This window comes from Acidimicrobiales bacterium, assembly GCA_035533095.1.
Lineage (GTDB): Bacteria > Actinomycetota > Acidimicrobiia > Acidimicrobiales > Palsa-688 > DATLUM01.
Genome location: DATLUM010000050.1, coordinates 32627 through 54896 on the forward strand (window position 1 = coordinate 32627; position 22270 = coordinate 54896).

Annotated in this window: 24 protein-coding genes and 1 tRNA gene; 10 read left to right on the forward strand and 15 right to left on the reverse strand. The window is 67.8% G+C overall.

Annotation, left to right across the window (positions count from 1 at the left end):
• Window positions 1-25 precede the first annotated feature (25 nt).
• The 3 genes from VNF71_05125 to VNF71_05135 all read right to left on the reverse strand — a co-directional run bounded on the left by VNF71_05125 (window position 26) and on the right by VNF71_05135 (window position 3482).
• Window positions 26-1903 carry an AAA family ATPase gene (locus tag VNF71_05125; GenBank protein HVA73926.1) on the reverse strand — a complete coding sequence of 626 codons (1878 nt, stop codon included), beginning with the start codon at window positions 1901-1903 and terminating at the stop codon, window positions 26-28.
• A 136-nt stretch (window positions 1904-2039) separates the two neighbouring features.
• On the reverse strand, window positions 2040-2777 hold the full coding sequence (locus tag VNF71_05130) for an MBL fold metallo-hydrolase (protein ID HVA73927.1): 738 nt from the start codon (window positions 2775-2777) through the stop codon (window positions 2040-2042).
• Window positions 2778-2969: 192 nt separating this feature from the next.
• The gene (locus tag VNF71_05135; GenBank protein HVA73928.1) at window positions 2970-3482 is read right to left on the reverse strand and encodes a MaoC family dehydratase; all 513 of its coding nucleotides are present in this window, start codon (window positions 3480-3482) and stop codon (window positions 2970-2972) included.
• Window positions 3483-3545: 63 nt separating this feature from the next.
• Between VNF71_05135 and VNF71_05140 the strand changes: the two genes are divergently transcribed.
• On the forward strand, window positions 3546-4199 hold the full coding sequence (locus tag VNF71_05140; GenBank protein HVA73929.1) for a methyltransferase domain-containing protein: 654 nt from the start codon (window positions 3546-3548) through the stop codon (window positions 4197-4199).
• A gap of 11 nt (window positions 4200-4210) precedes the next feature.
• A complete protein-coding gene (locus VNF71_05145) occupies window positions 4211-5812 on the forward strand; it encodes an acyl-CoA dehydrogenase family protein (protein ID HVA73930.1) in 1602 nt (533 codons plus the stop codon).
• A 33-nt stretch (window positions 5813-5845) separates the two neighbouring features.
• Here VNF71_05145 and VNF71_05150 read toward each other — a convergent pair whose 3' ends face one another.
• From VNF71_05150 to VNF71_05170, 5 genes are read right to left on the reverse strand one after another with little or no spacing between them, the layout of a single operon-like run.
• The gene (locus VNF71_05150) at window positions 5846-6778 is read right to left on the reverse strand and encodes a CoA ester lyase (GenBank protein ID HVA73931.1); all 933 of its coding nucleotides are present in this window, start codon (window positions 6776-6778) and stop codon (window positions 5846-5848) included.
• A gap of 22 nt (window positions 6779-6800) precedes the next feature.
• On the reverse strand, window positions 6801-8012 hold the full coding sequence (locus tag VNF71_05155) for a hypothetical protein (protein HVA73932.1): 1212 nt from the start codon (window positions 8010-8012) through the stop codon (window positions 6801-6803).
• Window positions 8013-8036: 24 nt separating this feature from the next.
• Window positions 8037-8843: a hypothetical protein gene (locus tag VNF71_05160; GenBank protein HVA73933.1), complete on the reverse strand. Its 807-nt coding sequence runs from the start codon at window positions 8841-8843 to the stop codon at window positions 8037-8039.
• Window positions 8843-9331 carry a hypothetical protein gene (locus tag VNF71_05165; protein ID HVA73934.1) on the reverse strand — a complete coding sequence of 163 codons (489 nt, stop codon included), beginning with the start codon at window positions 9329-9331 and terminating at the stop codon, window positions 8843-8845. Before VNF71_05165 ends, VNF71_05160 begins: the two co-directional genes overlap by 1 nt.
• 49 nt (window positions 9332-9380) lie before the next feature.
• Window positions 9381-10094, reverse strand: coding sequence for an ATP-dependent Clp protease proteolytic subunit (locus VNF71_05170; protein HVA73935.1), 714 nt, complete (start codon window positions 10092-10094; stop codon window positions 9381-9383).
• Between VNF71_05170 and VNF71_05175 the strand changes: the two genes are divergently transcribed.
• Window positions 10080-10511: an SRPBCC domain-containing protein gene (locus VNF71_05175; GenBank protein ID HVA73936.1), complete on the forward strand. Its 432-nt coding sequence runs from the start codon at window positions 10080-10082 to the stop codon at window positions 10509-10511. The two genes, VNF71_05170 and VNF71_05175, sit on opposite strands and share 15 nt — an antisense overlap.
• Window positions 10498-10833, forward strand: coding sequence for a metalloregulator ArsR/SmtB family transcription factor (locus tag VNF71_05180; protein HVA73937.1), 336 nt, complete (start codon window positions 10498-10500; stop codon window positions 10831-10833). The genes VNF71_05175 and VNF71_05180 overlap by 14 nt, the downstream gene beginning before the upstream one ends.
• Window positions 10834-10846: 13 nt before the next feature.
• Here VNF71_05180 and VNF71_05185 read toward each other — a convergent pair whose 3' ends face one another.
• The gene (locus tag VNF71_05185) at window positions 10847-12244 is read right to left on the reverse strand and encodes a class II fumarate hydratase (protein HVA73938.1); all 1398 of its coding nucleotides are present in this window, start codon (window positions 12242-12244) and stop codon (window positions 10847-10849) included.
• 129 nt (window positions 12245-12373) lie between these two features.
• Between VNF71_05185 and VNF71_05190 the strand changes: the two genes are divergently transcribed.
• Together VNF71_05190 and VNF71_05195 are read left to right on the forward strand one after the other, a co-directional pair.
• Window positions 12374-13609, forward strand: coding sequence for an NlpC/P60 family protein (locus VNF71_05190; protein ID HVA73939.1), 1236 nt, complete (start codon window positions 12374-12376; stop codon window positions 13607-13609).
• A gap of 17 nt (window positions 13610-13626) precedes the next feature.
• Entirely contained in the window at window positions 13627-14568 is a 942-nt protein-coding gene (locus tag VNF71_05195; protein ID HVA73940.1) for an NAD(P)H-quinone oxidoreductase, read from the forward strand.
• A gap of 19 nt (window positions 14569-14587) precedes the next feature.
• Here the strand turns inward: VNF71_05195 and VNF71_05200 are convergent, their stop codons facing one another.
• Window positions 14588-15013, reverse strand: a complete 426-nt coding sequence (locus VNF71_05200) for a DUF1707 domain-containing protein (GenBank protein ID HVA73941.1) — start codon at window positions 15011-15013, stop codon at window positions 14588-14590.
• A 29-nt stretch (window positions 15014-15042) separates the two neighbouring features.
• The gene (locus tag VNF71_05205; GenBank protein HVA73942.1) at window positions 15043-15921 is read right to left on the reverse strand and encodes a DMT family transporter; all 879 of its coding nucleotides are present in this window, start codon (window positions 15919-15921) and stop codon (window positions 15043-15045) included.
• A gap of 111 nt (window positions 15922-16032) precedes the next feature.
• On the opposite strand from VNF71_05205, the gene VNF71_05210 reads away from it, so the two are divergent.
• Window positions 16033-16113 (forward strand) — tRNA-Leu (locus VNF71_05210).
• 10 nt (window positions 16114-16123) lie between these two features.
• Here VNF71_05210 and VNF71_05215 read toward each other — a convergent pair.
• Window positions 16124-17656, reverse strand: coding sequence for an MFS transporter (locus VNF71_05215; GenBank protein HVA73943.1), 1533 nt, complete (start codon window positions 17654-17656; stop codon window positions 16124-16126).
• Between the two features lie 77 nt (window positions 17657-17733).
• Window positions 17734-18150, reverse strand: a complete 417-nt coding sequence (gene sodN, locus VNF71_05220; GenBank protein HVA73944.1) for a superoxide dismutase, Ni — start codon at window positions 18148-18150, stop codon at window positions 17734-17736.
• A 19-nt stretch (window positions 18151-18169) separates the two neighbouring features.
• Between sodN and sodX the strand changes: the two genes are divergently transcribed.
• The 3 genes from sodX to VNF71_05235 are packed head-to-tail and all read left to right on the forward strand — an operon-like array spanning window position 18170 to window position 20515.
• A complete protein-coding gene (gene sodX, locus VNF71_05225; GenBank protein HVA73945.1) occupies window positions 18170-18580 on the forward strand; it encodes a nickel-type superoxide dismutase maturation protease in 411 nt (136 codons plus the stop codon).
• Window positions 18581-18594: 14 nt separating this feature from the next.
• Complete coding sequence (locus tag VNF71_05230; protein HVA73946.1) at window positions 18595-19473, forward strand: lysophospholipid acyltransferase family protein; 879 nt, start codon at window positions 18595-18597, stop codon at window positions 19471-19473.
• A 4-nt stretch (window positions 19474-19477) separates the two neighbouring features.
• Entirely contained in the window at window positions 19478-20515 is a 1038-nt protein-coding gene (locus VNF71_05235) for an NAD-dependent epimerase/dehydratase family protein (protein HVA73947.1), read from the forward strand.
• A 28-nt stretch (window positions 20516-20543) separates the two neighbouring features.
• Here VNF71_05235 and VNF71_05240 read toward each other — a convergent pair whose 3' ends face one another.
• Together VNF71_05240 and VNF71_05245 are read right to left on the reverse strand one after the other, a co-directional pair.
• Complete coding sequence (locus VNF71_05240) at window positions 20544-21191, reverse strand: GNAT family protein (GenBank protein HVA73948.1); 648 nt, start codon at window positions 21189-21191, stop codon at window positions 20544-20546.
• On the reverse strand, window positions 21188-22267 hold the full coding sequence (locus VNF71_05245) for an alanine--glyoxylate aminotransferase family protein (protein HVA73949.1): 1080 nt from the start codon (window positions 22265-22267) through the stop codon (window positions 21188-21190). Before VNF71_05245 ends, VNF71_05240 begins: the two co-directional genes overlap by 4 nt.
• Window positions 22268-22270: the final 3 nt, after the last annotated feature.

Genomic DNA, 22270 nt, shown 5'->3' on the forward strand with positions numbered 1-22270 from the left:
GACCTGAAGAGGTTCGCGAACCCCTCTAGTCCACGGAAAAGGTCGGCGCGGGCGCCGTGTCACCGACCGCCTGATCGCGGAGATCGACGACCTCGGTCGCGTGGGCGCCGTCATGAGCGGCGTACGCCGACTCGAGAACCCCCGTGATCTCGTCCCCGATGAGTTCTTCGCGTTCGAGCAACGCGTCGCGCAGCGCTTCCACGAGGTAGGAGTACCGGCTCAATATCACGCGGACATCCTCGCGAGCAGCGTCGAGGATCGCATCGACCCGTTCGCGGCAAGCATCGTCCGCGAGCACCTTCGCGACGATGTTCGGCAAGCCCGGCGCTTGGAGCGCGTCGAGCGATATCAGCGAACCCGCCATCCCGAAACTGCCAACCATTTGTGCCGCCGCTTCGGTCGCGGCCTGCAGGTCGCCGGAGACGCCGCTGCTGGTGTCGCCGAAGAACAGCTCCTCCGCCACCAGTCCGCCCATCGCAACCCGGATCAGGCCCTCGATCTCGGCCTTGGTCTTCGTCCATCTCTCCTCGGTCTCCGAATGAGCGAGGAGCCCGAGAGCCGAGCTGCGCTTGATGATCGAAAGGACCTCGAGGTTGCGTTCGGGCGTGACCAGCCATGCGACGGTCGCGTGTCCCGACTCGTGCGTGGCGATGGTCACCCGCTCCCTCTCGGCGTACGCAACCGGCTGTGCCAACCCCAGCTCGGCTGTCATCTTCGCCTTCTGAACGTCGTCCCAGCTGAGACGGTCGGCACCCCTGCGCAGCGCCCACACGAGCGACTCATCGAGAAGGTGTTCCAGCATGACGGGCGAGTAGCCGTAGGTAGATGCCGCCAGCGAATCCCTGAGAGCGGGGTCTTCGAGCTCGTGCTCGTGAGCCTTGCGCTGGAGGTAGTAATCGAGGATCTCCCGCCTCCCGGCCCGCCCGGGTAGATCGACGGTGATGGTCCGGTCGAACCGGCCGGGACGCAGCAAGGCCGGGTCGAGGTCGCCGGCGCGGTTCGTGGCGCCGATGACCAAGATGTTCGCCGGTGCCGTCGAAGGCTTGCGGAGCCGGCGCGATGCAGGAAGCCAGCGGTTGACGAGATCGATCAACGACCCCCTGATGCGGGTCCCCGCCGGCGGCTGGTCGAACGACTGGAGCTGGATGAGCAGCTCGTTGACCACCCCGGAGATGCCTTCGCGCCCGGTACCGGGCCCCATTCCGGCGCGCGAGGCGCCGATCGCGTCGATCTCCTCTATGAACCCGATCGCGCCTCCCTCGCGCCGTGCATGCGCGCGCAGAGCCTTGAAGAAGGACCTGATCTTTCGGTTGGTCTGCCCGTAGTACATCGACTGGAACGCCGAGGAAGAGACGAAGAGGAACGGCACGCCGGCCTCGGCAGCCATGGCCTTGGCGATGTAGGTCTTGCCGGTGCCCGGCGGTCCTTCGAACAGAACGGCCCGGCGTGGAGTCCCGCCCATGCGCTCCTTGAACGTCCGGTATGCGAGGAAGAGGTTCAGGGTCTTGACGACCTCCTCTACGACGACCGCCGATCCCTTGACGTCCGACAGGCGGGTGTCGATCTCCTCGGGCCGGTACAGGACATGCGGCGAGCGGCCGGCGCCCAGCAACGGGATCGCGAGGACCACGACCAGCACGAGGATCAGGATCACCGACGGCACGTAGGTTCCGGCGCCGGCTGGCAAGTGCGGGAGCGGCCAGCGGAACGCCGCAGCAGCCCCCTTCAGGTTACCGTTCGCGTACCGAAGACCCCCGACGACCGCCCGTATCACGAGCGGCGTGGCGATGATGGCCAGCAGGATCGCGATGCGACGAAGCCGCCGCTGCCTGGCCACTTCGGCCGCCGCGCTGACGTCGCCGAAGCGAAGCACGTCCGAGCGAGCTAGCGACAGCGCTTCCATGGACGCCTCCTACCTGGTCCGACCGAGTTGACTTTCACAACACGGTAGATACCGCGGACGACCCCGGGACCCCTCTTCGGTGATTTCGCGTTTGCGCCATCTCAACGGACGCTTCCGCGGATTTCGGGAAAAATCCCTAAAGACCGAGTCGCAAACCTTCGAAAGCGGCCGTCACTTCGAGGCCATGCGGTTGGCCCAGAGCAACCGCCTCGGCGAGGAGCTCGTCCATCCGGTCGTCGCCGTGCGATGGGTCGTGGTGAAACAAGACCAGCTTGCGCGCATTCGCTTCGAGGGCGACGGTCACGGCGTAATCGACGGTGCAGTGCCCCCAGTGCGACTTCTCCTCGAACTCGCTGCGGGTGTACTGCGCGTCGTGGATCAACACGTCTGCGCCGTGCGCCAGCTCGACGACCGAATCCGCGACAGTGTCCAGGCCAAGTGGTGCTTGATGGTCGCTGATGTAAGTCACCACGCGGCCATCCCAGACAACGCGGTATCCGACCGTCGGCCCGTTGTGGGGTACCGGTCTCACGATCACCTTCGCCGGTCCGATCATGAACTCGTCCTTCAGAACCTCGTGGAACCGGATGTCGCCGCGGAGCTCCGCGCACGTGACGGGAAAGTAGGGAGGTCGCATGAACCCGTCGAACAGCTCGGCGAGGGTTCCGTCGTCCTGCTGCGGGCCGTAGATATCGAACCTCGCCCCCTGCCTGTCTGCCGGGGGGAAGAAGGGAAGGCCCTGCACGTGGTCCCAGTGGATGTGGGTCACCAGTGCGGCGCCGACGAAGGACCCGTCGAGCGGCTGAGTCTCTCCGAACGCCCGCAGCCCGGTTCCGAGATCGAAGACGATCGGGGGGTTGATGCCCTCCGTCAAGGCGACACAGGCGGTGTTCCCACCGTAACGCCTGTTCGCTTCAGAAGGACAGGGGCACGAACCCCGTACCCCGTAGAAGGTCAACTCCACTCGAAACCCCCCAATGGTGTGGCCGGAAGGCTACAACCCGGCTGGACCAGCAGGGAGGTCGTGTGACGTCCGTAACACGTCGGTGTCATCTACAGGGATGTTCTACCCCCAGCCGGCGTCGGAGTACGGGCGCCTTCTCGGCGGTGCCGCCTCGCGCTTCCACACCATGACCTTCCTGCGGAAGTAGCACACCTCCTCTGACCGCTGGTTGAAGCCCTTGGTCTCTACCGTCACGACACCACGGTCGGGCTTGCTGGAGGACTCCTTCCTGTCGAGGACCCGGGTTTCCGCGTAGATGGTGTCGCCGTGAAAGGTGGGCATCTTGTGTGTGAGCTGCTCGACCTCGAGGTTGGCGATTGCCGATCCGCTCACATCCGGGACGCTCATGCCCAAGACGATGCTGTAGACAAGGTTCCCGACTACGACATTGCGGCCGTGGACCGTCTCGTGCTCCGCGAACCAGGCGTTTGTGTGCAGAGGGTGGTGGTTCATGGTGATCATGCAGAAGAGGTGGTCGTCGTACTCGGTGATCGTCTTGCCCGGCCAGTGGCGGTAGACGTCGCCGGGCTCGAAGTCCTCGAAGTAGCGGCCGAAGGGCCGGTCGTGCGTCGTCATCGCCGCAGAGGCTAGGCGAGCCGCGGATGCGTACTTCACGCCCGAGTGCGTATCGTCGCCGCCGTGCTTGATCTGGAGCTGCGCAACGACGTGTACCGCCGCCCCCTGGCGACAGCACTCGACCGTCTCGGACTTCGCGAGGGGTGGGTGTGCGCCGACATCGGAGCGGGCGGCGGCGATGTCACGGTCGCACTCGCGCGGATCGTGGGGAGGGACGGGCGCGTCTACGCCGTCGACTCGGACCCGGCGAGGCGCGACGAGGTCGCCGCAGCCGCCGCCGAGGCCGCCCAGGCCCAGGTGGTGGCGCTGACCCAGGCCGGGGAGGAGCTGACCCTGCCGGAACAGCTGGATCTCGCGTTCTGCCGCTTCCTCCTGTTGCACGTTCACTCCCCCGTCGCCGTCCTGAGGCGGATGCGCTCCGCCGTTCGGTCCGGCGGCTGGGTGGTCGCCCAGGAGCCGGTCACATCGGCCGGCCGAATCGGCGGGCGCCCCCTGTCGATGACCCTGGCGCGCGATGCGGACGTGGGAGCGGTGCTGCCGGCGCTGGTCCTCGAAGCCGGCCTGGAGCTGGTCGACGCGTGGGCCGAAGCGCCGGCATGGGCAGGGCCAGGGCCTGTCGCCGACTACCTGGAGGGGATGACCGATGTGGATCCGGGTGACGAGCCGGTGATACTCCCGCCTCTGGTCACCGTGGTGGCACGTCGAGCGGCTCGTTAGCCTCGCCCATCATGGCCACCCCCACCACCGACCTCGAAGCCGCTGCACGGGCCGTCGCACTGGCACGTTCGGTAGTCGAACGTGGGGTGGGTCACCTGGCGTCACTGGGAAGCGGTGCGCTCGACGAGAACCAGGCGGTGGCCTACGACGTCGCGCACGCCGCTGCCGCCGTCGAGACCGCGAGCTCCGTTTTGGAATATGGAAGGCACGGTGCTACGGAGGCTGCGCTCGCAGCGGCGTTCGCGGCCGACGCCGTATGGGACGTCGCCACCCGGACTCTCGGCCGGGAGTCCCTGTGGGGTGTGGACCGCGACGCGTTTGGCGCCGCGATGGATTTCATGGGCGCGCACAGGGACCCCGCATGGTTGGCGGGTCTGGCCGGCGAGAGCGGCCCGCGCCACCTCGACGGCGACTTCCAACTCGTGGCGGAGACGTTCCGCCGCTTCGCCGACGAGAAGATCTCCCCCGTGGCGGAGCACATCCACCGTGAGAACGCCGACATCCCCGAGAACATCATCTCCGGTCTCGGGGAGCTCGGCGCGTTCGGTTTGTCCATCCCCGAGGAATATGGCGGGTTCGCCACCGGCGGGGAGCACGACTACATGGGAATGGTGATCGCCACCGAGGAGCTCTCCCGAGGATCGCTCGGCGCCGGCGGCTCCCTCATCACCCGACCGGAGATCCTTGCCCGCGCCCTCCTCCGCGGCGGCACCGAGGAGCAGAAGCTCCGGTGGCTTCCGGCCCTGGCTTCCGGCCAGATCATGGCCGGCGTGGCCGTCACCGAACCCGATTTCGGCTCGGACGTGGCCGGCCTGACGGTGTCCGCGACACGGGATCCGGGCAGCGGCGAGTGGGTCATTTCAGGTACCAAGACGTGGTCGACTTTCGCGGCTCGCGCGGACGTTCTCATGGTGCTGGCCCGCACCGATCCCGACCGGTCCGCTGGGCACCGGGGCCTGTCGATCTTCGTGGTGCCCAAGGAGAGAGCGGACGGAGCCGGTTTCGTCCTCGGCCAGGACGGTGGCGGCAGGTTGGAGGGGCGCCCGATCGACACGATCGGCTATCGAGGGATGCATTCCTACGAGCTGTCGTTCGACGGTTGGAGAGTGCCCGCTGACCACCTGATCGGAGAGAACGCCGGGCTCAACCGCGGCTTCTACTACCAGATGGAGGGGTTCGAGAACGGACGCCTGCAAACCGCGGCTCGTGCAGTCGGCGTGATGCAGGCCGCCTACGAAGCCGCGCTCGCGTATGCGGCGGAGCGAGTCGTGTTCGGAAGACCGATAGGTGAATACCAGCTCACGAAGGTGAAGCTGACCCGCATGGCGGCGATGATCCAGGCGTCCCGCCAGTACATGTACGCGGTGGCCAGGTTGATGGCAAAGGGAGAAGGCGCGCTCGAGGCGTCGATGATCAAGGCGTATGTCTGCCGCGCCGCCGAATGGGTGGCTCGCGAGGCGATGCAGATCCACGGCGGGATGGGTTACGCGGAGGAGTACCCGGTGAGCAGGCTGTTCGTCGACGCGCGGGTGCTGTCGATATTCGAGGGCGCGGACGAGACGCTGGCGCTCAAGGTGGTCGCTCGTCGCCTCGTCGACCGCGCGGGGAACTGATCCCGTCCCGCTAAAGAGGATCGCAGAACCTCTTTAGGAGCGCTTCAGCCCCGCACGTTCTCCTCTGGCCACCAGGGTGACGGCAACCTTGCGAGAGGCCTCGTCGATCATCTCGTCGCCGAGCATCACCGCCCCCTTGCGGTCGCCTTCAGTCGCCTGGCGGTAGGCGTCCAGCACCTCCCACGCGCGGTCGAACTGCTCCTGTGTCGGCGAGAACACCTCGTTGAGGATCTCGATCTGATCGGGGTGCAGCGACCATTTCCCGTCGTAGCCGAGGATCTGTGTGCGCCGCGCGTACTCCCGGAAGCCCTCCGGGTCGCGGACCTTCACATACGGCCCGTCGATCACCTGGAGATTGTTCGCGCGGCCGGCCATGAGGATCTTCATGAACACGTAGTGGAAGTAGTCTCCGGGGTACTCCGGAATGAGCAGACCGCCGGACAACGACGGCATTCCCATCGAGGCCGAGAAGTCGACCGGTCCGAGTATGACGGTCTCCAGCCGCGGCGACGCCGCACAGATCTCCTCGACGTTGATCAGGCCCTGCGCGGTCTCGATCTGAGCCTCGATCCCTATTTGCCCTGCCGGGAGCCCTGCGTTGATCTCCACTTGCGTGAGAAGCAGGTCCATCGCGACCACCTGGGCTGCGTTCTGCACCTTCGGGAGCATGATCTCGTCGAGGCGCGTCCCCGCGTTGGATACGACCTCGATCACGTCGCCGTATGTCCACTTGGTATCCCACGCGTTCACTCGGACGCACAGCACCGCGTCGCCCCACTCCTGATCGCGGATCGCCGAGACGACCTTCTGGCGGGCCGCTTCCTTCTCCAACGGGGCGACGGCGTCCTCGAGGTCCAAGAAGAACATATCCGCCGGGAGACTCGGGGCTTTCGAGAGGAACTTCTCGTTGGAGCCGGGGACGGCATGGCACGAGCGTCTGGGAAGGGTGCGCGACCTCTGCGACATGCGCCCGATGCTACGGCCGGGTTCAGCCGGCGACCAGTTGAGCAGGAATCAACTGCTCGGAGATCAACCGCTCAAAACGACCGGCGTCCCCGCCCACGAACTGCCTGCACATCCTGAGGCCGTCGATGTAGCAAAAGACGTACGCCCTCCACGTCGCGTCCACCAGGAACTCCACGGTCTTGGCAGCCCGCGCCCGAGGCACCAGGGCCCAACGCGCCACGTAGTCGATCGCCTCGTCCATCCCGGCCCCGCGGTCGTGCAGCAGGATCGCCGCGTTGCCGCGCACGGCCCCCAGCGCCTCTGCCGCGGTTGCCAGTTCGCCGGCGATATCGGCGTCGTATGGGACCTTCAGCGGCTTCAGGTGCTCCGCCACTACCGGCTCGGGCCGGCGGCCGGCGATGATCTCCAAGCCGAGGTCGGCAAGACCCTCGGCGAGGAGGCACTGCGGGGTGCCGACGAGGAAGATCGTCTCCTCGAGTTGACGCTGCCGGCGGACCAGACCGGCCTCCTTGCGGCAGTGCTCGGTGTGGTGACCGGGATAGGCCTCGTGGGCGACGAGCGCTCCGAGTACCGGCGAGAGGACCGGAAGGTCGGTGTTGATGGCGACCCTGCTGCGAAGGTCGCCCAGGTAGTAGTTGAAACCGCCCCAGGGCTTGTTCGCCGTGAGCTCGAAGTCGACGTGCTCGCCGTCGGGCAGGCCGAAGGTCTTGGAAGTACGCGAGCGGAAGTCCTCGGCGAGCGATTCGACCGCCTCCCCGAGAACTTCGACAGGCACCACCTGAGCCTCCTTCCAGGCGATGTACCGGTCGGCAAGATCACCTGTGCCCGGCAGAGCTGCGTCGAGTCGCCCGTGCGCGTCCGCGAACTCGTCTTCGGGGACGAACGTGGCTCGCACGCCGTAACACGACTCGATCTCGTCCAGGTAGGCGATCGGGTCGCCGTTGAGCTTCTGAGCTGTCGTGTGAAGACCAAGGGCCTGAGAGCGAAGCCAGCGGCGCCGAGCGGGGTCGAGCCCGCCGTCCGCCGCCAGATCACCGAGCAGCCGGCGGCTCCTGGCAACCAGCGAAGCCGGGTCCTCCGGTGACGACGCGCTGGCCTGATCCGAAAGCTCCCGGGGACCGTAGTAAGCGTCGACGAAGCCGTCGATGTGCCTGCCTACCGCGAGGCCGAGGCGCAGGTACTCCTCCACGAGCGGCTCATGTAGCGCGCCGTGCTGCGATGGATCTGCGGTCACCGGCAGGAACCTATACGCCGCCCGTCAGCCTGCGGGACGCAGCAGTTCCGGCGCGACCGGGCAGCTCGCGTCGGCGAGGCCGTCTTCGGGGGTCGACGGGCCGTCCGCTGTGATCACCTGGGTCACCAGACCGACGGGGACCAATTCGGCCGCCCGGTCCCACGGTTCGTCGCCACTCCCGTCCAGGCGCGCGAGCGCTGCGTCCCACAAGCCAGCCGGCAGCAATCGGCCCGTCGCAACGACGGCCCACACCGGAACACCGAAGTGCGCCGCCACAGCGGCCGCCGGCAGCGAACCGGGTGGAGCGAGCAGACCCGCCGTGGATGCCATGAGCGCCTCGACTATGACGACGTCCGATACAGCAGCGGCGGGGCCCACCCCACGGTCCGGCACGAGATCGCACTCGGATCCTCCGTCCCGCAGCCGCCTCGCGAGCACCCCACCTTCACCTCCCGCGTCCAGGACGAGCACCTCGACGTCCCCCCGGGACCTCAGCGCGGCAGCGGTCGCGTCCGGCCAGCCCACGACGGTGACCGTGGCCCCCTCCGGGAGCTCGCCGGCCAGAACCCTGTCGGTCCGGTCGGCGTCGAGGTCCGACGCAGCCTGGCGCGCGCCGGCCGCCGGGTCTGCTGCCGAGAGAACCCTGGCGCACATCCACCAGACCGGCCCCGACGTGACGTGCCGCTCGATCAGTCGCCGGCAGGCGGGCACGAGCCCGGCGGGCTCGATGCTCGCCATCGATGCGAGCGCGCCCGCAGCTTCGGAAGCGACGAGCGCCGGGTCCGCCCCCGATACCCGGGCGACGTGTCGGAGGCGCTCGATCGGGTGCATCAGCTACCCGGCTTGAAGACCATGAGGTACACGGCCGCGATGACCAGGACGTTGAAGACACCCCAGCCGAAACCGACCCGCTTCTCGAGACCTTTCAGCTCGGCCACGTCTTTTTCCCTGTTCGACGGATCTGCCCCGCTCTCGAGCCTGGCCACGAGCGCGGCATACAGCCGCTGATGCCGCTTGATCCATCCGTGCAGGACAGCGATCACCGCGATGTACACGCCGAACGCCGCGGACACCCACCCCTGACTGAACTTGACGGTCGAATGGCTCGAAGCGACGGCTCCGATGCCGAATAGCAGCGCCGCGTAGATGAGAAGCTCCGCCAGTCCCGACACCAGCGCGTTCACCTCGATGATCGCTCCTGTGCCGCCCGCCGGCCGTCGTTGGGCGAGGCTCATGTACAAGGCGTTGTACGCCAGCGCGCCGAAACCGCCGATCACGCACAGCAGGTGCAGCATCACGAGGATGTGGTAACCGGTCACCCCGGCGAAGCTAGCCGCGTGCGCTGCGTTCCACCGCTGCCGGCACCGGTCAATCCACCGGCGGCACCACAGTCAACCCTCTTCGTGGCTCCAGGACGTGGTCGACCAGCCCGTAGTCCTTCGCCTCGGCGGCGCCGAGGATGTAGTCGCGGTCTGTGTCCCGCGACACCTTCTCGATCGGTTGCCCGGTGTGGTGGGCCAGGATCTCGTCGACGCGCCGACGGAGGAACATGATCTCGCGGGCGTGGTTCTCGATGTCGATCGCCTGGCCCTGAGCGCCGCCGTGCGGCTGGTGGATCAGGACCCTCGCATTCGGCAGGGCGTTGCGCTTGCCCGAAGCCCCTCCGGCAAGGATCACCGCTGCGCCCGAGGCGGCCATGCCCATGCAGAACGTGGCCACGTCCGCGCGAATGATCTGCATCGTGTCGTAGATGCCCAGCGTGGCCGTTACCGAGCCGCCGGGGCTGTTGATGTACAGCGCGATGTCCTTCTCCGGATCCTCGGATTCGAGGTGGAGCAGCTGGGCCGTGAGGAGGTTGGCGGTCGTGTCGTTGATCTCGGTTCCGAGCACGACGATGCGGTCCTTGAGCAGGCGTGAGTAGATGTCATAGGCCCGCTCTCCCCGCGGGGACTGCTCGATGACCGTCGGTACGAGGTAGCTCATTCGTCTCTCCTGTGCAACTTTCTGGTTGCACGTTACCTGCCGGGGTCGAGATGTGCAACTATGGGGTTGCAATAGGAGGTTCCGATGATCCGTCGCCACGTCAAGGTCCCCGCCAGCGCCGAGAGGGTCTGGGAGGCTCTCACCGACCCTGAGCAGATGTGCGGGTGGTTCGGAGGGGAGATGGCCTGGGTCCTCGAACCGGGTGCCCCGCTGTCGTATCACGGCGACGACGGAGAGCGTCGCCAGGGCACGGTGGAAGAGGTGCGCCCGGCAAGGCGACTTCGCTTCGTGTGGTGGCCCTCGGACGGCGCCGACAGCGCTGAAGCATCCGAGGTGACCTACCTGCTGCAGCCCGCGGCGGACGGCACGAGCCTCACCGTTCAGGAAACGCCCCTGCACGCGGCCGGCCCGACGGCACGCGCGAGGACCCCCGCGGGCTGGAGCGACTGGGACAGCCGGCTGGCGGGAGCGTGGGTTGGCCTGAGCGCCTCTTCGTGGTCGGGTGCCCGAGGCTGAAAGCGGAAGGGTCGCGGGCGAGGACCTCTTCGCCGCGCTCGGGGATCCGACCCGGCGGCGCCTACTCGACCGCTTGTCGACCGATGGCCCGCTGAGCGCTACCGATCTCGCGCGCGACTACCCCGTTTCGAGGCAGGCGGTCGCGAAGCATCTGGGTACCCTCACGGCCGCGGGGCTGGTCCGCCCCCAACGCCGCGGGCGCGAGGTGCTCTACGATGTCGCGCCCGCGCGGCTGGCGGAAGCGTCGCGGTGGCTGGCGGACATAGGGGCCAAGTGGGACAACCGCCTCGCCGCGCTTTCTGAACAGCTGAGCGATGGTTGACGAGCGTTGTAGCTCAGCCGACTATGCCACCTCGCGTCATCGCCTCCACGTCGAGCGCGCGGTCCACTTCCTCTTCTGTTAGCAGTCCCCTTTCCAACACGATCGTCCGGAGGTCCTTGCCTTCGGCGACCGACGCCTTGATCACCTTCGCCGCCTCCTCGTAACCGATGTACGGATTGAGCGAGGTGCCGATGGACGGAGAAGAGAGTGCGTAGGTACGGCAGCGCTCCTCGTCGGCCTCTATGCCGGCGATGCATTTGTCCGCGAACACGACGCTGACCGAGGAAAGCAGCCGGATCGACTCGAGCAGGTTACGCCCGATGACGGGCAGCATGACGTTGAGCTCGAAGTTGCCGGCGGCGCCGGCAAACGCGACTGCGGCGTCGTTGCCGATCACCTGGGCGACCACCTGCGACACAGCTTCGGGGATGACCGGATTCACCTTGCCGGGCATGATCGACGACCCCGGCTGCAGGTCCGGGATACGGATCTCCGCGAGCCCGGTTCGCGGTCCGCTTCCCATCCACCGAAGGTCGGTCGCGCACTTGTACAAAGACACAGCGATGGTGCGCAGGACACCGGATGCCTCCACCAGAGCGTCTCGCGCTCCTTGCGCCTCGAAATGGTCGCGCGCTTCGGTGAGGGGGATATCCCGCTCCTCCGCGAGTCGCCTGATCACCCGCGAAGCGAACAGCTTCGGCGCGTTGATACCAGTCCCCACCGCGGTTCCCCCGAGCGGCAGTTCGCCCACCCGGGGCAGGCAGGACTCCAGGCGCTCGACCCCGTGCTCGATGGCCGCGGCGTATCCGCCGAACTCCTGACCGAGGGTGACCGGTGTCGCGTCCATGAGATGGGTGCGCCCCGACTTCACGACCGACTTGAACTGGCGGCTCTTCTTGCGCAGGGCCTTCGACAGATGCGTCAGTGCGGGGACGAGCGACCCGCGGATCTCCGTCGCCGCGGCGAGGTGGATCGCCGACGGGAACACGTCGTTGGACGATTGAGAGGCGTTGACGTGGTCGTTGGGGTGCACCTTGGAGCCGAGGCGCTCCGTGGCCAGCGTCGCGAGGACCTCGTTCATGTTCATGTTCGTCGACGTGCCCGAACCGGTCTGGAATACGTCGATGGGGAATTCGGCGTCCCACTGGCCGGCGGCCACCTCCTCAGCCGCCGAACGAATGGCCTCCGCGACCTTCCGCTCCACCGTCTTCAAGCGGGCGTTCTCGGCGGCGGCCGCGCCCTTGATGGCGGCAAGTGCCGAAATGAGCGAACGCTCCACAGTGGTGCCCGAGATCGGGAAGTTGTCCACGGCCCGCTGGGTCTGCGCCTGGTACTTGGCCGTCTTGGGCACCCGCACGTCCCCCATTGAGTCGTGCTCGATCCGGAACTCTCCGCTTGTCTGGCTGCTCATATCCGGACCGTACAGCACCGATGGACTGAAGAGTCAAGGTGACCGATTGGTCAGCCGATGTTGACCAAGTGACTCCTGTGGTTAGAGTGAATTGAGAGTCGAGCAGAACTGCCCGACGATCGGACATTCATGACCGACCCGTGTGGACGCTCCCCCCGGCTGGTCCGGGCCACGGCGCTCGCGGCAGCCTTGGCTGCGGCCGCCGCATTCGCCGCCGGCGCGCCTGCGGCCGCCGCCGCGGGCTCCGGTGGTCCCACGACCACCGCTCCGACGGAGGCCTCGCTCCAGGTCCAGGCGCAGGAACTCGCCGCCCAGATCCAGGCCGACGGCCGTCAGCTGGACAAGATGGCCGAGGCCTACAACGCCGCTCAGATCAGGAGCACGCAGCTGGCGAGCCAGGTCGCGGCGTTGCAGGCGGAGTCCGCGCGCACCGCCGCTGAGGCGGTAGTGACCCGGAAGGTGCTCAAGCAGCAGGCAGTCCTTTCCTACGTCGTAGGAGGGGCTCCAGTTGTCGGCTCGGTCCCCGGCAACGCCAACCACGACCCCAACATCGCACTGTCGTACGCCGAGATCGTCAGCGGAGGCCAGAAGCGGGCGCTGGAGGCCTACCAGCAGGTGATGTCCGCGCAGGCGTCGCAGGCGCGCCAGCTGGCCACGGCGCAACACGACGCCGCGGTCACGCTGTCGACCATCGCTTCCGACAAAGCGGCTGCGATCCAGGCCGACACGGCCCGGCGCCAGGCTCTCGCGCAGGTGAACGGGCAGATGGCCGTTCTGATCGCACAAGTGCAGGCCCAGCAGCAGGCAGCCGCGAAAGCAGCAGCCCTCGCGGCACAGCAACACCGGGTATCGGCACCGCCGACCACCTCCAAACCATCACCCACGACCACCCCGCCGGCCGGACACACGTCGACGACCTTGGCCGGCACCACACCGGCCACCTCGGGCTCATCGTCGCAGGGCAGCTCCTCGGGGAGTTCCAGCGGCAGCTACACGCAAGCTCCCGGGGCGAACAAAGCGATCGCGTATGCGTACGCGCAGCTCGGCAAGCCCTACCAGTGGGGCGGCGCCGGCCCCAACAGTTTCGACTGCTCCGGCTTGACGATGATGGCCTGGGAGCAGGCGGGCATCTACTTCCCGCACCTCGCTCAAGACCAGTACAACCTCACGCAGCCGGTCCCAGTGTCGAGCGCCATTCCGGGCGACCTCATCTTCTTCGGGACCCCGAACAACGTCGACCACGTGGGCATCTACATCGGTAACGGGCAGATGATCGACGCACCCCAGACAGGGCAGAACGTGAGCATCCAGTCGATCTACTGGTCCGACCTTCTCGGCGCAGGGAGAGTGACCACCTCCAGCTGACGCCTACCATCGTTGCCGTGCTTGCTGTCACGACCGGCGACGGACGGATCTCGGTCCAAGAGCACCCCGATCCCGTCCCGGGCGCGGGCCAGGTTCTGGTTCGGGTGAGAGCTGCCGGTTTGAACGGCGCAGACATGATGCAGCAGCGCGGCCTCTACCCCGCCCCGCAGGGAGCACCCCCGGACATACCGGGCCTGGAGCTCGCTGGCGAGGTCGTTGGTGCCGGCCCCGGGACCTCGCGTTTCAGTCTCGGCGACCGGGTCATGGCGGTGGTCGGTGGTGGCGGGCAGGCCGAACTGGCAGTCGTTCACGAGCGCGAGGCGATGCCGATCCCGGCCGGCCTGGACTGGGGGTCCGCCGGCGGGTTGCCTGAGGTGTTCACGACTGCCCACGACGCCCTCTTCACGCAGGCTGGGCTGGCACCTGGCGACCGGGTTTGCATCCACGGGGCTGCCGGCGGTGTCGGCACGGCGGCGGTCCAGCTGGCTGCCACCGCAGGAGCGAGGGTCGTGGCGACCGTGCGTTCGGTGGACCGCCGGCGGGCGGTCGAAGAACTCGGTGCGACCGTCGTCGACCCCGCCGAGACCGAGGCAAACGGCCCCTACGACGTGATCCTGGAGCTCCTCGGCGCAGTGAACCTCGACGTGAACCTGCGTTCGCTCGCGACCGGCGGGCGCATCTGCGTGATCGGAATCGGGGCCGGGGCAAGCGGGCAGATCAACCTCGGGTTGCTCATGTCGCGGCGCGGCCGGATCCACGGCTCGACGCTGCGCTCGCGGCCTCTCGAGGGAAAGGCAGCCGCCGCTCGGCTCGTGGAGGCACATGTGCTGCCCTTGTTCGAGGCCGGCCGGTTGCGGGTCCCGATCGACAGGACCTTCGCCCTGACCGAAGCCGAGGACGCGTACGCCCACTTCGACAGCGGCGGGAAGTTCGGGAAGATCCTGCTGACCACCGGCTAAAGAGGTTCGCAGAGCCTCGCTAGGCGCGACGGCGCCTTCGCAGGACGACTCCCTGGACCAGGCCGGTTGTCCATCCCCCCAGGAGCACCAGCGCCCAGCCCCACGACACGACAGCGAGCAGCACGGCCGCAGTGATCACGATCGCCACTGTCAGCAGGACCGTCACCGCGGCCGCCAGACGCCGTCCACCACCCGCTTCCTCGCCCGGGGCGAGACCCCGAGGCTCGAACAGCGAGCCCGACCCCGACCGCTCCCCTGGCATCGAGGGGTCGGCAATGCGCAGCATCGGCAGGTCATGGAGGACCGCATCGAGATCCTCGAGGGTCGAGGCGCCCATCACCGTCTCGATACGGTGTGCGTACTCGTCGACGTCGATGCGCCCGGCCGCGCAGTGGCGGCGCAGCTCGTCGATAGTCCGTTGGCGCTCGGTGTCAGAGATGCGCATGGGTGAAGGCATGGTATTGCGTCGGGGGCTCAAGCCTTCGAACTGCCTGGCCCCCCGGCCCCGTGCAGAGCCTGCATCGCCTGCGAGCGGCCGAGGACGACGACCCCAGCGAACATGACCACCAGTGACAGCACCTCGCCCGCCACGGCCGAAGCTCCCGACGCGACGCTCTCCTCGAAGGCCAAGGCGCCTATCAAGATGCTGACCACGGGATCCACCACGCTCATCATCGGTAGGGACACGTCCAGCGGACCGGCCTGAAATGCGCTTTGTGCCACCAGCATGCCGACCACTCCCGCCGCGACCAGCATGTATGGCTGCCAGTGCTCCAGAAGCACCGGAACCCCTTTCCCGAGCAGATGAGCTGCGGTCACCGTCAGCGCAGCCGCGACCCCGTAGATCACGCCGGCCGCTGCCGAGAGCTGCATCGCTCGCTGCCACGGCGCTCGTCTCCGGCTCGCCAGCACCAAGACGGCGGAAACCGCTCCGCCGCCCGCGAGCAGGGCCGCCCAGACCGGCGCGCTGACGTCGGCGCGGCCTCTCTCCGGCGCGGCCACCGTGAGGAAGACGGCGAGGCCCGAGCACACGGCGATCGCTGCCAGCCAGTCGCGGACGGTGAGCATCCGCCCCGCCCAGGCGGCACCCACCGGAAGCGCGAACAGCAGGCCGCAGACGAGAAGGGGCTGCACCACGACTATCGGTCCGCGACCGAGGGCCACGAACTGCAGTGCGTAGCCCGCCACGTCGCACCCGAGCCCGAGAACCCAAACCGGATGGCGTAGCAGTCGGGCCAGGAGGCCGAACCGCATAGAGCTCTCGAGAGGCTGCTTCGCAGCGCCGCGCTGCTGTAGCACCGATGCCAGCGCGTACATCATCGCCGCTCCAATGGCGCACAGCACCGCCAACATCGGGCGAGGGTAACCCGGTTCCCTCGCGTCGCCGGCGATCTGGCTCATGCCAGACTTGTGCGATGAGAAGCTGTCGCATCTCCCGTCACGCGGCTTGGCGACAGGTTCTGAGGGCGCGTGGTGGAATGGCAGACACAGCGGGCTTAAACCCTGCGGCTTTCGAGCATGAGGGTTCGAATCCCTCCGCGCCCACGGACTGAGCTCAGGTCGGCACAGGCGGGTCAGGCCATACCGGCCCAGCGGGCGGCGGGGGTACCGGCGAGCCCGCGCTGTCCGGTTGGGCTCCCCGCGTCGGACCCTGGCGCACTTCGCGGTCCCGCGACGCCGAGGCTGTTGCCACGTCGGCCGGATACGTCCTGACCGCGCGCAGCAGGATCACCCCGCTTGCCAAGAGCAGGACCAAGGTGACGCTGAACGTCAGCTGGAGGCCCTTCCTGCCGTGGCCGAGCACCGAGTTGGACATGAACCCGAATATCGGCGGGGCCAACGACTGAGCGGCAGTTCGCAGAGCCGTCCTTATACCTTCCGCCCTCCCCCACAGAAGAGGCGGGACTATGTCGAGGCGGCCGGCGTCGATCGGAGGGTTCTGGGCGGAGAGCATGAAGGCCGCGGCGGTCAGATAAGGAATGGCGGTGATCGTGCTCCGCGTCAGGATCGCCGGCAGGAAGAGGAAGCTCGCCAGGATCGCTGCGACACCCGGGACGACAACCCGCGACGTCAAAAAGCCCCTCTGCAACAGGCGGTCGCTCAGCCCTCCCGCCAGGAGCACACCGCCGACCGCCCCCACCCCGAGCACGAACAGGAGCAGGTTCGCGAGCGCCTGATCCACCCCGTACTGCTCTTTTACATACTCCACTGCGAACGTCTCGATGCCCGAGAGGTAGAAGTAGCCGCACGCGCTCGCAATGATGAGCGTGACGTTCGTACGGATCCCGAGCACGACGCGCACGGCGTCGCGCAGGCCCATGCTGCGAACTTCCGGCCCGAGGATCCTCGCCGGGTCCGGCTGGATACCCCGTTCCTCGGCGAGCCGCTGGGCGTCGGTCGGCTCTGAAGCCGCGCCCCCCATCCCCCGCAGTGGGTCCTGCTCGCCGCGTTCAGGTTCGGGCAGGTGCAGGACCTGCCAGGCGAGGTACATGGCCGGCAGGGCAAGGGCGACGAACGCTGCCCGCCACGAAATAGCGGCGATGTCGCCTGTTATCGCGAAGCCGACACCCGCGCCGGCGAGTTCACCGGTGAGGATGTAGCTGTAGATGCGCCCCCGCTCGGCGCTGCCGAAGTAGTCGCCGATGAGAGAAGCGACGATCGGCCCGGCGGCGGCCGTCCCCATCCCGAGGAAGAGACGGGACCACAGCAGCTCGGAAAAAGACCCGGCAGTCGCGCTCCAGAGCATCGCGGCGCTCCAGGTGACGATGGTGAAGCCGAGGACACGGGTTCGCCGCCACCGGTCGGCAATGATGCCGAAAGGGATGCTGGCGGCCGCAGCGACCAGGGAGCTGACCGCCACGAGGATGCCTATGTCGGCGTTGTCGATGTGCAGCGCCGAGCGGAGCTGTGTGGCGGATGCGCCGACCGTCGCCGAGTCGGCACTGTTGAGCGCCAGCACGCACGCCATGACCACGATGATCCGGCGCCGATCCGGACCCCCGAGAACGCGGTCGAGATGCCTGCCCGTCGCCCGAGCAGCCCGATCCGCGTGCCGGCGCCACTGCCGGCCGTAGTCGATGGCTCCCATTCAGACCAACGATAAGGCTGACGGAGCCCACAGCGGCGCAGCCCCGAGAGGCTCCGTGGGGCCAGCGCCTGTGGTTTCTACTTCTTGGTCTCCCAGAAGATCTTGTCGATCTCGCCGATCTTGGCGAGGAGGTCCTCGGCGACGGACACATCGTTGGTCTTCTTGGCTTCACCGGCGGCCTTGGTCGCGTTCCAGAACAGCTCGTGCAGCTCCGGGTGAGCTTCGAGGTGGTTCGGCTTGAAGTAGTCGGTCCACAGCACCCAGAGGTGGTGCTTCACGAGCTCCGCTCGCTCCTCCTTGATCATCACGGCGCGGGTCTTGAAGACGTTGTCGTCGGAGCCGTTGAACTTCTCCATGCACGCTTTGACCGACTCTGCCTCGATCCGGGCCTGCGCCGGGTCGTAGACGCCACAGGGCAGGTCGCAGTGCGCGTGGGCCTGCTGCGGCGCGCTTACGCGATCCGCGAAGCTGAACAGTCGAGAGACAATCGTCATAATCCGAGGCTCCTTCGTCATGGTCTGTGAGCGTTCTCACCCTACCCACTCTCCCCGACGCGGTTGGCCGGCGGCGGCGGTCCTCGGGACCGTCGCGGCTGCAGCGTGGGAGATCGCGCGTCGCTGCAGGCGCCTGGAGGTCGTGGGCGACAGCATGCTGCCGTCGTTCGAGGCCGGCGACCGTCTGCTGGCGGTCAGGGCGGGGCGAATCCGTCCCGGCGACGTCGTCGCGGTGCCGGATCCCGGGCAAGAGGGACGGCTCCTGGTGAAGCGTGTCCATAGCGTCTCCCGAGATTCCCTGGAGGTGAGGGGCGACAACGACTCGGCCAGCACCGACAGCCGCACCTTCGGCCCGGTGCGCCGGAGCGCGGTGGTGGGGAAGATCGTGTACCGCTACGCGCCGACGGAAAGGGCCACGTGGCGTCCCTAGTACCATCGGATCTCATGTCGCCACCGGCCGGGGTCACGCAGCACCCAGCCCGCGGGGGTGCCCTGGTCCCGCTCCGTCCCCTGGAGGAGCCGGCTCCACCACCCGACCTGCGGCACAGCGACGTGGACGAGTGGGGCCGGTCCGAATCGGCCAGGGAGCTCTTCCGGCGCATCTATACACCCCTGTACCGGTACTGGTTCAGGGTCGAGTGGGAGGGGATCGAGAAGATCCCGGCCAAGGGCGGGGCGCTCCTCGTCGCCAACCACGCCGGCGCGATACCGGCGGACGCTCCGATCATCATGCACGGGATCGAGGAGGAGATCGGAAGGCCCGTGTACGGCATGGCCGACCACCTGTTCCGGTCCCTGCCCGTGGTGGGCACGCTGTGGGCCCGGGGCGGTGGTGTCGCCGCCCACCCGGACAACGCCTACCGGCTCCTGCACGACCAGGGGCACCTTGCGCTCGTGTTCCCCGAAGGCACCAAGGGAACCGGAAAGGCCTTCACCGAGCGTTACAAGCTCAGGCGTTTCGGCAGAGGGGGATTCGTCGAGATCGCCATGCGGGCGGGCGTACCGGTGATCCCGATCACCGTCGTCGGCTCGGAAGAGGTCATGCCGATCGTGGTCAAGGCGCAGCGCCTGGCCAAGATCCTGGGTGTCCCGTATGTCCCGATCACGGCGAACATGCTGCTGCTCGGACCACTCGGGCTACTCGGCTACTTCCCCGCGAAGATCAAGGTGCGAGTGCTCGACCCGGTCACCTTCGACGTCGAGCCGGACCAGGAGAGATACCCGCGAAGCCACGTATTCGAAGAGGCCGAGGCGATTCGCCGGAGAATGCAGATGAGCATCTACGACATGCTTCGCAAACGCCGCAGCGTGTGGTTCGGGTGACGTTTTGGGCCGCCGACTCCTGATCACAGGCCTTTCCACGTATTGGGGCGGCCGCCTGGCGCTCGCGTTCGAGCGCGACCCCGACGTCGAGGTGATCGTCGGGATGGACAGCGAGAACCCCGTGGTCCCGCTCGAGCGCACCGAGTTCGTTCGCGCGGACGACAACTACTCGATCCTCGCCCGCTTGATGAAGGCGACGCAGGTCGACACGGTCGTCCACGCCGGACTGGTCGTCGACTCGTCGCTCATGCCCGACCGGCGCATCCACGAGAAGAACGTCATCGGCACGATGAACCTGCTCGCTGCGGCTGGAGGCGAGGACAGCAAGGTCCGGTGCCTGGTGGTGAAGTCTTCGGCCCTCGTGTACGGAGCGTCGCGGACAGATCCAACCTGGTTCAGCGAGGAGACCCGGCGCACCGGTCCGGCTCGCACGCGCACGGAACGGTCGCTGCTGGAGGTGGAGAGCTACCTGAGAGCGTTCGCGGAGGACAACCCTGCCGTCGCGGTTTGCGTGCTGCGCTGCGCGAACGTGCTCGGCGACGGTCTGGCGACCTCGCTATCCAAGGCGCTGTCCATGCCGGCTGTCCCGTCGATCGTCGGTTTCGACCCGCAGCTGCAGTTCGTGGAGCAGGAAGACGTCGTGCGCTCCATCGAGTTCGTGATCCGGGGGTGCCTCGAAGGGGTCTACAACGTCGCCGGCGACGGGCGGCTGCCATGGTCGGAGATCCGGGCCATCGCCGGCAAGCCCGCGCTCCCCCTCAGCCCGGTCCTGACAGGTCTTGCGGTCGCACCGCTCAACCGGGCCAGGATCTTGTCGCTCCCGCCGGAGGTGCTCGACCTTCTCCGGTTCGGCCGCGGAATCGACAACCGCAAGCTGAAGGCCGCCGGCTTCCGCTACCGCTACACCACCGCGGGCGCCGTCGAGAACTTCGTGGAGGACACCCGGTTGCGTCGCGTGATGGGCGAGACGAGGCCGACGTACCGCTACGAGGGCGACGTGGAGGCCTTCTTCCGGCATTCGCCGGCTGTCGTACGCCATTGAGGACTCCGCCCGGTAACTCCTCCGTGCGCTAGGAGTCGCCCTCGTCGGGCAGGATCCACGCCGCCATGAGCTCCTCGCGACGCTCGGCCCACTCCTCGAACGTGATCGCGTAGCGCACGTGGTCCTCCCAGACCCCGTTGATCTGCAGGTAGCGCACCGCGACGCCCTCGTTTCGCAAGCCCAGCTTCTCGACCACCCGGTGACTCGGCCGGTTCCGCGGGATGATCGACGCCTGCAGACGGTGCAGGGACAGATCGTCGAACGCGAACCTGCAGAGCACGGCGAACGCCTCGGGCACGTAGCCGTGACCGGCCGCGGCCTCGTCGATCCAGTAACCGACGTATGCGTTCTGGTAGGGGCCCCGCTGGACCGACCCGAGGTTTATCTCGCCGGCAAAGCGGTCGCGCCCCGGCCCGACGAAGATGCCGAACCCGTAACCGCTCCCGAGCTGCCGCTCGCGCTCGCGAGCCCCGCAGCGGGCGGCGAACACGCGGCGATCCTCCGTGGCGTCCGGCTGGCCCGGCAGCGGCCGCGGCTCCCACTTCACGAGCCAATCCCGGGAGCGCGTCCTCACCTCGCGCCACGCCTCGAAGTCCGCCGGGGTGAGCGGGCGCAGGAGCACCCGTCGCCCGGTGAGCGAGGGCACGCTCACCCGGTTGGTGCCGATCCAGCTCACCGGCCGAGTATCTCGCCGAGCGCTGCGAGCAGCAGGGTCACGTTGCGGAGGCGCGCGGTGTGACCCATGCACCCGATACGCCAGATCTTGCCGGCCCAGGGCCCGACCCCGCCGCCGATCTCGATGCCGTAGCGCGAGAGCAGGGTGCGGCGCACCGTTGCGTCCTCGACACCGGCGGGGACCACGACCGTGGTCAGCTGCGGGAGGCGGTGGCCTTCGGCGGCCCACAGCTCGAACCCCATCTTCTGCAGACCTTCCTGCAACGCGGCCCCGCATTCGGCGTGCCGGGCCACGGCCGCATCGAGCCCCTCCTCGATCAACGCGCCCAGCCCTGCGTGCAGCGACATGACCATCGCGATCGGGGCGGTGTGGTGGTATTTGCGCGTAGCCCCGGCGGTGTAGTCACCGATCATCCCGAGGTCCAAGTACCAGCTGCGCGGCCACTCCACCCTGCGGCCCCAGGCGCGGGGACCGACGGTGATGGGCGCGAGGCCAGGCGACACCCCGATGCACTTCTGTGTGCCGCTGTACGCCACGTCGACACCCCAACCGTCGATGTCCACCGGTATGCCGCCGAGCGAGGTGACGCAGTCCGCCAGCACGAGGGCGTCCCCCTTGCCTGCGGCGACCGCGGCCACGTCGTTGCGCACCCCTGTGCTGGTCTCGGCGTGCACGAGGGCGATCATCTTGGGCGCGGGGTGGGCCGACAGCAGAGCGTCCGGATCGACCGGCTGCCCCCACGGGAAGTCCACGCGGACGACCTCGGCGCCGCAGCGGGCCGCCACGTCGCACATCCGTTCACCGAAGAGACCGTTCACGCCGACGACGACTACGTCGCCGGGCCCGACCAGGTTGACGAACGCCGCTTCCATGCCGGCCGACCCGGTGCCCGAGACGGGCAACGTCACCGGGTTGGTGGTCTTCCACACCGAGCGCAGACGGTCGCAGGTTTCGTCGAGGATGGTGATGAATTCCGGGTCGAGGTGCCCGAGCATCGGGCGGGACAGCCCGGCTGTCGCCTCCGGATAGGGGTTGCAGGGGCCGGGACCCATGAGCACTCGATCGGTCAGAACCATGGG